The organism is Pseudomonas sp. NPDC088429 (genome assembly GCF_044753305.1).
GTDB lineage: Bacteria > Pseudomonadota > Gammaproteobacteria > Pseudomonadales > Pseudomonadaceae > Aquipseudomonas > Aquipseudomonas rustica.
On record NZ_JBIVMX010000108.1, the window covers coordinates 1 to 8,473 of the forward strand.

The following is an 8,473-nucleotide window of genomic DNA, read 5'->3' on the forward strand; positions in this document are numbered from 1 at the left end:
CCAAGGTGTGACACCCCTAATGAAGAAGGACTTTTTAGCCCCTGAAAAACATCTCTTGAAAACTACTGCAGTCGGACAGCCTTGGCTGGAATTCGGCTTTAGGCCTTTTTCCTACTTCGTTTGAGCCGTTTTCGCTACGTTTTAGAGATGCTTGGAAAATGCGGCAGTATCCGTTAAAGCCGAATGATGTTCAACACGTCGCCCGACAGGCTGACCTGTACGCCCGAGCCCCACATTGGATCGCGGCGCAAATCCTCGGAAACCTTGTAATGACCGGCGATGGAGATCAGTTCAGCGCTCAATTGCTGACAGAAAATCCGTGCCTTGGTGTCACCCTTCACGCCGGCCAGCGCACGGCCACGCATCGGGCCGTATACATGGATGTTGCCATCGGCAAGAAGTTCCGCCCCCGGACTGACCGAGGAGACCACGACCAAATCGCCACCCTGCGCGTATATCTGTTGTCCACCACGTACTGGCGTGGTGATGACGCGGGTCTGTTTGACGGTCGGTTCTGGAGGCTTTTCCGGCTTCTTTTTGACTTCGGCTTCGGGCATCTCCAGCGGGCGCTCGCGGGCACCGGACGGCGGCAGCACCGGAATGTCGATGGCGATGGCGGCGGCGATGTCTTCGATGCGGCTGGCGCGAATCGCCAGGGTGCGCAGGCCATGTTGACGGCACACGCGCATCAAACCTGGCAGGTCGACCGCGCCTTCGCTCGGCGGCAGTTTGTCCAGAGCCAGAACCAGCGGCGCGTTGCTGAAGAAATTCGGCGCCTGCGCAACTTTGGCGGCCAATTGCCGATCGAGGCTGTCGAGGTCGTTACGGGCCAGTTCCAGCACGGTAATGGCCAGCATGCTGCCCTTTAGCTGGAACACGGGATCTTGGTTTAACGGTTCGGTTTTGCTCATGTCGGCATACAACGGCTTGTCACTAAAAGTGCCGAGACTTATAACGAGAACGCCCGCAGGCCGCAAGCCGGGTCGAACGATGTAGAATGCGCGGCCACTGTATTTACGGAAGCTTTAATGGATCGCCCGCGTTTTCGAAAAGCATTTCTTGCTCCACGCTTCTGGCCGCTCTGGTGCGGCTTGGGGCTTTTGTGGCTGATCGTGCAGCTGCCGTATCCGGCGTTGCTGACCATCGGTCGATTTTTGGGTGCGTTGATGTATCGCTTCGCCGGCGACCGGCGGCGCATTGCCAAGCGCAATCTTGAACTGTGCTTCCCGGAAAAATCCGCGGCGGAGCGCAAACGCCTGCTCAAGGAAAATTTCGCTTCGACCGGCATCGCTTTTTTTGAAATGGCGATGAGTTGGTGGTGGTCGCGTGAGCGTTTGGCCAAACTGGCCCACGTCGAAGGGCTTGAGCATTTGCAGAAAGCCCAGCACGAAGGCAAAGGCGTGATCCTGATGGCGGTGCATTTCACCACCCTGGAAATCGGTGCGGCGTTGCTCGGCCAACAGCACACCATCGACGGCATGTACCGCGAACACAAAAATCCGTTGTTCGACTTCATCCAGCGCCAGGGCCGTGAGCGGCACAATCTTGATTCGCTGGCGGTGGAGCGCGACGACGTGCGCGGCATGCTCAAGCTGCTGCGTTCCGGTCGGGCGATCTGGTACGCGCCGGATCAGGACTACGGCGCTAAGCAAAGTATCTTCGTGCCGCTGTTCGGCATTCAGGCAGCGACGGTGACGGCGACGACCAAATTCGCGCGGCTGGGTAAGGCGCTGGTGGTGCCGTTCACTCAGGAGCGTCTGGCGGACGGCAGCGGGTACCGTCTGGTGGTGCATCCGCCGCTGGAAGATTTCCCGGGCGAGACCGAAGAAGCCGATTGCCTGCGCATCAACCAATGGGTTGAAGGCGTGCTGCGCGATTGCCCGGAGCAATACTTATGGGCGCATCGGCGCTTCAAGAGCCGGCCACCGGGCGAGCCGAAGTTGTACGCCAAACGCGGTTGATTCACCCCATCCCCTAAGCACCACGGAGTGTTGCGATGAGCCCAGCGGAACCGGTCACAGGTTTGATTCTTTCCGGCGGCGGGGCTCGGGCTGCGTATCAAGTGGGCGTGCTGGCGGCGATTGCCGAATTGTTGCCGGTGGGCGCGGACAACCCGTTCCCGGTAATCGTCGGCACCTCGGCCGGCGCGATCAACGCGGTCAGCCTCGCCAGCGGCGCCACGGATTTTCGCGCCGCCATCGAACGCCTGACGCTGTTCTGGCAGGGCTTTCGCAGCCATCGCGTGCTGCGCAGTGACTGGCCCGGCGTGATCCGCCAGGCCAGCCGTTTTGTCAGCCACAGCCTGCTCGGCCTCGGTCGGCATTTGCCGGTGGCGCTGCTCAACAGTTCGCCGCTGCGCGACCTGCTCAACGAAAAACTGCACCTGCCCGGCATCGCCGAATCCATCGCACGCAAGCAATTGCATGCGGTGGCGGTGACGGCGTTCGGCTACGAATCGGGGCAGGCGGTGACGTTCTATCAGGGCGGCGGCACGATTGATTCGTGGCTGCGACATCGGCGCATCGGTGTGCCGACGCAACTGTCGGTCGATCACTTGCTCGCGAGTTCGGCTATTCCGTTGTTGTTCGCGCCGGTGAAAATCGGTGATGAGTATTTCGGCGACGGCGCGGTGCGGCAATCGGCGCCGATCAGTCCGGCGCTGCACTTGGGTGCCAGTCGCGTGCTGGTGGTCGGCGTCAGCGGCAACCCGCGTGGCTTTGATCCGCAGCAGCCGCTGGAACGCACCTACACCGGGCAACAGCCGACACTTGCGCAGATCGGCGGGCACATGCTCAACAGCACGTTCATTGACAGCCTGGAAAGCGACATCGAGTTGCTGCAGCGGCTCAACCAATTCAGTCATCTGATGCCCGCCGGCACGCCGACACGCGAGTTGGGCGTGGCGCCGGTGGAGGTGCTGGTGATTTCACCGAGTCAGCCGATTGATGAGATCGCGGCGCGGCATCGTCAGGAATTGCCGGCGGCGTTGCGCTTGTTTTTGCGCGGGCCGGGGGCGACGAAGACGAGCGGGGCAGGGGTGCTGAGTTATCTGTTGTTCGAGGCGGGGTATTGCAGCGAGTTGATTGATTTGGGGCGAAGGGATGCGTTGGCCAAGCGTGAGGAGTTGTGCCGGTTTTTGGGGATATCTGAGGCGGTGGCTCCCGCCTGAAATCGGCGGTGAGGCATTCGCGAGCAGGCTCGCTCCCACATTGGAACTCGGTCGAATATGGGGAAGCTTTTAAAGCAAAAGATCGCAGCCTGCGGCAGCTCCTACATTGGAATGCGCTATCCCTGTAGGAGCTGGCGAAGCCTGCGATCTTTTGATTTTTATCAGAAGTGGAACTTCACCAGGAAGCTGGTCACGTTCTGATTGGTGGTGAACGCACGGGTGTCGTCGATCCCGTACTTGTCTTTCCAGTAGTCGTACTCAACACCGACGTACAGTTGCTTCTCGCCGAAATTCAGCGCCTTGCCCAGGTCGTATTTGACCTGTGGGTTGAAGTGCAGGTTGGCTTTGTATTCGCCACGGTTGTTTTCGTCGTTGTCGACGACCCAGTCCATGTAACCGTCGATCAGCACGTTCGAGTCGCCGACCGGAATGGTGTAGGACCAGACCGGTGTGATCTGCCAGACGTTGTCACCCGGGCGCGAGCCTTCGGTGTGGCGCTGGTAGAAGTTCAGCTGGAAGTAGTCGAAGCCCGGAATGGCCAGGTCGAAGCCAGGACCGATCAGGTAGGACTCGGTGTCACCCTCGCCGAACTCGTAGGTCATCGCCAGCAGGACGTCTTTGATCGGGCCGAATTCGATCTTCTGGTCGAGTACCTTGCCCAGCGAGATGCGTGGCTGGAACTCGCCGTAGTAGGTGTTCGGGCCGTTGTTGAAGTCCTTGTCACCGTTGTAGAAGATCTTGTCGACGAACAGGAAGTTGTCCCCATACTTCCACGCATCGGCGTGCTCGAAGGTGACGGTCTGCTGGATCGCAGGGTTGACCTTGAAGTCCTTACCGTAGAGGTAGGTCAGGCTGTTGTTCTGCCACTGCAGCAGGCCATCGGCCATGGCCTGGCCGCCGGCCAACATCGATCCCGCAAGCATCAGGCTGGTGCACGTACGTTTCATTCGGTTGCTCCCAAAGTAGGTGTTCCACGTTTATTTTTTTTAAGATCGGCGCTCTGGTGTGGCGCCTTTTTTCGTTACTGCAAAAGTCATCCAATCGGTCAGCTTTGCTGGTGTTAGCAAGAGCTGGGCCAAGGCTTTTCGAAAAGCAAAAAAACGCCCGTCGGCTGCTGCAAAACAGTCGATTGAGCGTGTTTTCGGGATGCCTCGGTACTGGCCGGGGCCGGGATAAGTTGGCCCGTCGGTCAGGAATTAAATCCGGGCTTTTTTTTAGACCGAATTCATGAGGCCGCGGAGAATACTGACTCCTCGGCCAGCTCTCAAGTGCCCCGCAACAGAGCACCGACGACAGGTATGGGGCACGGTTGCGGGTCATCTTAAAAATGCACCTTCACCAGCAGGCTGGCGGTGTTCTGATTGGTGTCGAGGTTGTGGCTGCTTTCGACGCCGTATTTGTTCTTCCAGTAGCTGTATTCGGTGCCGACGTACAGCTGCTTCTGACTCCAGCCCAGGGCTTTGCCGAGGTCATATTTGATCTGCGGATTGATGTGCAGGTTGGCGTGGTAGGTGCCGCGCGAGTTCTCGTCGTTGTCGACCACCCAATCCAGATAGCCATCGATCAGCACGTCGGAATTGCCCACGGGAATGCTGTAAGACCAGCCGGGGGTGATCTGCCACACGCCGTCGCCGGGGCGCGGGCCTTCGGTCTGGCGGCGGAAGATGTTGAGGGTGACGTAGTTGAAGCCGGGCACCTTGAGGTCGAAGCCCGGGCCGATCAGGTAGGCCTCGCTTTCACCTTCGCCGTACTCGTAGGTCATCGCCAGCAGCACGTCTTTGATCGGGCCGAATTCGATCTTCTGATCGAAGATCTTGCCGAACGAGAAGCGTGGGGTGAATTCGCCGTAAAAGGTGTGCGGGCCTTTGTTGCGGTCTTCTTCGCCGTTGTAGAAGATTTTGTCGACGAAGAGAAAGTTGTCGCCGTATTTCCACTTGTCGGCGTGCTCGAACGTGACCGTCTGCTGGATCGACGGGTTGATCGCGAAATTCTTGCCGTACAGGTAGCTGAGGCTGTTGGTTTGCCACAGCAGTAAATCGCCAGCCATGGCTTGACTCGCGGCCAGCAGGCCACCACCCAACAGCATGTTTGTCTGTGTACGAATCATCTGTTGCTCCCTCTTGTTTTTATTGTTTGAGGCGCAGAGCTGTTGCTTGCCCTTGTAGGAGCAGAGCTTGCTCGCGAAAGCGGTGGGTCATTCAACATTGATGGTGGCTGACCTGGCCTCTTCGCGAGCAAGCTCTGCTCCTACAGGAGTACTTCGGTGTTGCTTTAGTGCTGGTGTGCGTGGCAGTCGTTGATGGCCGCGCGCTCTTTGCCGCCGAGAATGTTGAACAGCAGGTTCAGCGTCAGCGCGCTGAGCGTTGCCATGGCGATGCCGCTGTGGGTAATCGGGCTCATCCATAGCGGCAGGTGCGCGAAGAACTCAGGGCGCACCACCGGGATCAGGCCCATGCCGATGCTCACCGCGACCAGCAACTGGTTGCGACGGTCACCGATGTCGGCTTCTTGCAGAATCTTGATGCCCGTCGCGGCGACCATGCCGAACATCGCAATCGCTGCGCCGCCCAATACCGCCGGTGGAATCGATGCCACCAGGAACGCGGCTTTCGGCAGCAGGCTCAGGACGATCAGCAAGCCACCGGCAACGATGGTCACCGAGCGGCAGCGCACGCCGGTCATCTGCACCAGGCCGATGTTTTGCGCGAACGAGGAGTGGGTGAAGGTGTTGAAGAAACCGGCGACAAACGAGGCGCCGGCATCACACAGCAAGCCGCGACGCAGCATGCGCGGGCAGACTTCCTGGCCGGTGATTTTGCCCAGCGCGAGGAACATCCCGGTGGATTCCACGAAGATGATCACCACCACCAGACACATTGACAGGATCGGCGCGAGTTCGAATTTCGGCATGCCGAAATGCAGCGGGGTAACGAACTGAATCCATGGCGCATTGGCCATGCCGCTGAGGTCGACCATGCCGATCACGCCGCACAGGATGTAGCCGAAGCACATGCCGATCAGTACGGAAATGTTGACCCAGAAACCGCGCATGAAGCGGTGCACCAGCAGAATGGTGCCCAACACCAGGGCGGCGATGGCCAGATAAATCGGTGAACCGAATTGCGTAGCGCCTGCACCGCCGCCAGCCCAATTTACGGCGACGGGGAACAGCGACAAACCGATCGAGGTGATGACCGTGCCGGTCACCAGAGGCGGGAAGAAGCGTACGACCTTGGACATGAATGGCGCGATGATCATGCCGAAGAAGCCGGCGGCGATCGTTGCGCCGAAGATGCCTTGCAGGCCGATACCGGGCATGCCGGCCATGGCGACCATGCTGCCGACAGCGGCAAAACTGGCGCCCATCATCACCGGCATGCGAATGCCCATCGGGCCGATGCCCATGGATTGCACGATGGTGGCGACACCGGCGACCAGCAGGTCGGCGTTGATCAGGAAGGCAATTTCTTCACGACTCAGGCCAGCGGCCTGTCCAATGATCAGCGGCACCGCGATGGCACCACCGTACATCAGCAGAACATGTTGCAAACCGACCAGGATCAGTTGCAAAAGGGGCAATCGCTGAATGGCGGGTGCGTCGGGGATGCGCGCTTTGGACAGCTCGGACATGCAACACCTCAGATCTTTTTATTCTTGTGATTGAACAGCTGCCGGGTTGCTCGCAGCTGTTTCTTTGCATCATTCGTATGTGTGGGCAGAGGAATTTTGTGGCGAGGGGATTTATCCCCGATGGGCTACGAAGTAGCCCCAAAACCTGCAATCGCAATACATCAGGCAGATGGCAATTGCAGGGTCTGCGACGGCTGCGCCGCCGATCGGGGATAAATCCCCTCGCCACAGGTAAATCCCTTCACCTCAAAAGCCTGCTGTTAGCAGGCTTTTGTGTGGCTTAGTTGGTCTGGGCTCCCTGCACAATCCAGGCGCCGATCAGGTCACGTTCCTGCTGGGTCATCTGTGTGATGTTGCCCAGTGGCATGATCTGACTGGTGACCGCTTGTGCCTGAATCCGCGCCGCGTTCTGGCGGATCTGCTCAGGGGTGTCGAACATCACACCCGCTGGCGCTGCGCTGAACAACGGACTGGTCGGCTTGGCCGAGTGGCAAACTGCGCAGCGTTCTTGAATCACGCTGTGCACTTTGTCAAAGCCAGGGCCGGCGTTGGAGGCTTGTGCCGGTGCAGCAGGTTCGGCAGGGGCTGCCGGTGCCGCTTCAGCCGGTTTCGCGCCACCACCCAGTGCCGTTTCCGGCAGCGGTTGGTACTCGATTTTTGCTGGAGCCTTGGCCACTTCCGGAGCGGTCGACATCGGCGTTGGGCCGGTGACGTACGCCAGCGTGATCATGCCTACCGCTGCCACTGGCAGAGTCCAGGCAAACTTGTGGCTGTCGTGACGGGTGTTGAAGTAGTGACGCACCAACACGGCCAACACCGCGATCCCGGCCAGGATCAACCAGTTGTACTGGCTGCCATAGGTGCTCGGGAAGTGGTTGCTGATCATGATGAACAGCACCGGCAGGGTGAAGTAGTTGTTGTGACGCGAGCGCAGCAAGCCTTTGGCCGGCAGCGCCGGATCCGGCGTGCGGTTCTCGGCAATCGCCGCCACCAGTGCGCGTTGCGCCGGCATGATGATGCGGAACACGTTACCGACCATGATGGTGCCGATGATCGCGCCGACGTGCAGGTACGCACCACGACCGCTGAACACTTTGCTGAAGCCATACGCCGCGCCGATGATCAGCACGAACAGGATGAAGCCGAGCAGAGCAGGGCGTTTGCCCAAGGCCGAGTCGCACAGGAAGGAGTAGATGAACCAGCCGAGGAACAGCGAGCCGATACCGATGGCCACGCCTTCAGGGCCGCTCAGTGTGCTGCCCGGAGCCAGCAGGTAGAGCGTCGGGTTGGAGTAGAACACCACGCACAGCAGCGCGATACCCGACATCCAGGTGAAGTAGGCTTCCCATTTGAACCAGTGCAGGTTCTCCGGCATTGCCGGCGGGGCCAGTTTGTATTTTTCGAGGTGATAGATACCGCCACCGTGGATCGCCCACAGGTCACCGGCCAGACCGGTTTTCGGGTTGACGCGGTTGAGGTTGTTCTCCAGCCAGACGAAGTAGAACGACGCGCCGATCCAGGCCACGCCAGTAATCATGTGAACCCAGCGCACGCTCAGGTTCAGCCATTCCAACAGATGTGCTTCCACAGTCTTTACCACTCGCCTGTCACTCTTGTTGTCGAGTGTTCAGACCTTCACTTATTGGTGGGGGGCGAGGAACAGACGCTCTTCCT

7 protein-coding genes are annotated in these 8,473 nt (G+C 59.4%); 2 read left to right on the forward strand and 5 right to left on the reverse strand.

What is annotated here, in order from left to right; translation table 11 throughout:
• Positions 1-173 precede the first annotated feature (173 nt).
• Positions 174-911 (reverse strand): septum site-determining protein MinC, encoded by a 738-nt coding sequence (minC, locus tag ACIP66_RS27435; protein WP_053118637.1) that lies wholly within the window; start codon positions 909-911, stop codon positions 174-176.
• Positions 912-1,028: 117 nt separating this feature from the next.
• Between minC and ACIP66_RS27440 the strand changes: the two genes are divergently transcribed.
• Both ACIP66_RS27440 and ACIP66_RS27445 read left to right on the forward strand, forming a co-directional pair.
• On the forward strand, positions 1,029-1,961 hold the full coding sequence (locus ACIP66_RS27440; protein WP_400652308.1) for a lipid A biosynthesis lauroyl acyltransferase: 933 nt from the start codon (positions 1,029-1,031) through the stop codon (positions 1,959-1,961).
• 35 nt (positions 1,962-1,996) lie between these two features.
• Positions 1,997-3,169: a patatin-like phospholipase family protein gene (locus ACIP66_RS27445; protein WP_400652311.1), complete on the forward strand. Its 1,173-nt coding sequence runs from the start codon at positions 1,997-1,999 to the stop codon at positions 3,167-3,169.
• 161 nt (positions 3,170-3,330) lie between these two features.
• On the opposite strand, the gene ACIP66_RS27450 is transcribed toward ACIP66_RS27445, so the two are convergent.
• The 4 genes from ACIP66_RS27450 to ACIP66_RS27465 all read right to left on the reverse strand — a co-directional run bounded on the left by ACIP66_RS27450 (position 3,331) and on the right by ACIP66_RS27465 (position 8,387).
• On the reverse strand, positions 3,331-4,116 hold the full coding sequence (locus tag ACIP66_RS27450) for an outer membrane protein OmpK (protein ID WP_053118646.1): 786 nt from the start codon (positions 4,114-4,116) through the stop codon (positions 3,331-3,333).
• Positions 4,117-4,490: 374 nt separating this feature from the next.
• Complete coding sequence (locus ACIP66_RS27455) at positions 4,491-5,276, reverse strand: outer membrane protein OmpK (RefSeq protein ID WP_053118648.1); 786 nt, start codon at positions 5,274-5,276, stop codon at positions 4,491-4,493.
• A 164-nt stretch (positions 5,277-5,440) separates the two neighbouring features.
• Positions 5,441-6,799 (reverse strand): nucleobase:cation symporter-2 family protein, encoded by a 1,359-nt coding sequence (locus tag ACIP66_RS27460; protein WP_053118650.1) that lies wholly within the window; start codon positions 6,797-6,799, stop codon positions 5,441-5,443.
• A 280-nt stretch (positions 6,800-7,079) separates the two neighbouring features.
• Positions 7,080-8,387, reverse strand: coding sequence for a urate hydroxylase PuuD (locus tag ACIP66_RS27465; protein ID WP_212544302.1), 1,308 nt, complete (start codon positions 8,385-8,387; stop codon positions 7,080-7,082).
• Between the last annotated feature and the right edge of the window lie 86 nt (positions 8,388-8,473).

Excerpts from the sequence above, each read along its gene's own strand:
- minC (WP_053118637.1), bottom strand. The coding sequence starts at position 911 with ATGAGCAAAACCGAACCGTTAAACCAAGATCCCGTGTTCCAGCTAAAG.
- ACIP66_RS27455 (WP_053118648.1), bottom strand. The coding sequence starts at position 5,276 with ATGATTCGTACACAGACAAACATGCTGTTGGGTGGTGGCCTGCTGGCC.
- ACIP66_RS27440 (WP_400652308.1), top strand. The coding sequence starts at position 1,029 with ATGGATCGCCCGCGTTTTCGAAAAGCATTTCTTGCTCCACGCTTCTGG.
- ACIP66_RS27460 (WP_053118650.1), bottom strand. The coding sequence starts at position 6,799 with ATGTCCGAGCTGTCCAAAGCGCGCATCCCCGACGCACCCGCCATTCAG.
- ACIP66_RS27445 (WP_400652311.1), top strand. The coding sequence starts at position 1,997 with ATGAGCCCAGCGGAACCGGTCACAGGTTTGATTCTTTCCGGCGGCGGG.
- ACIP66_RS27450 (WP_053118646.1), bottom strand. The coding sequence starts at position 4,116 with ATGAAACGTACGTGCACCAGCCTGATGCTTGCGGGATCGATGTTGGCC.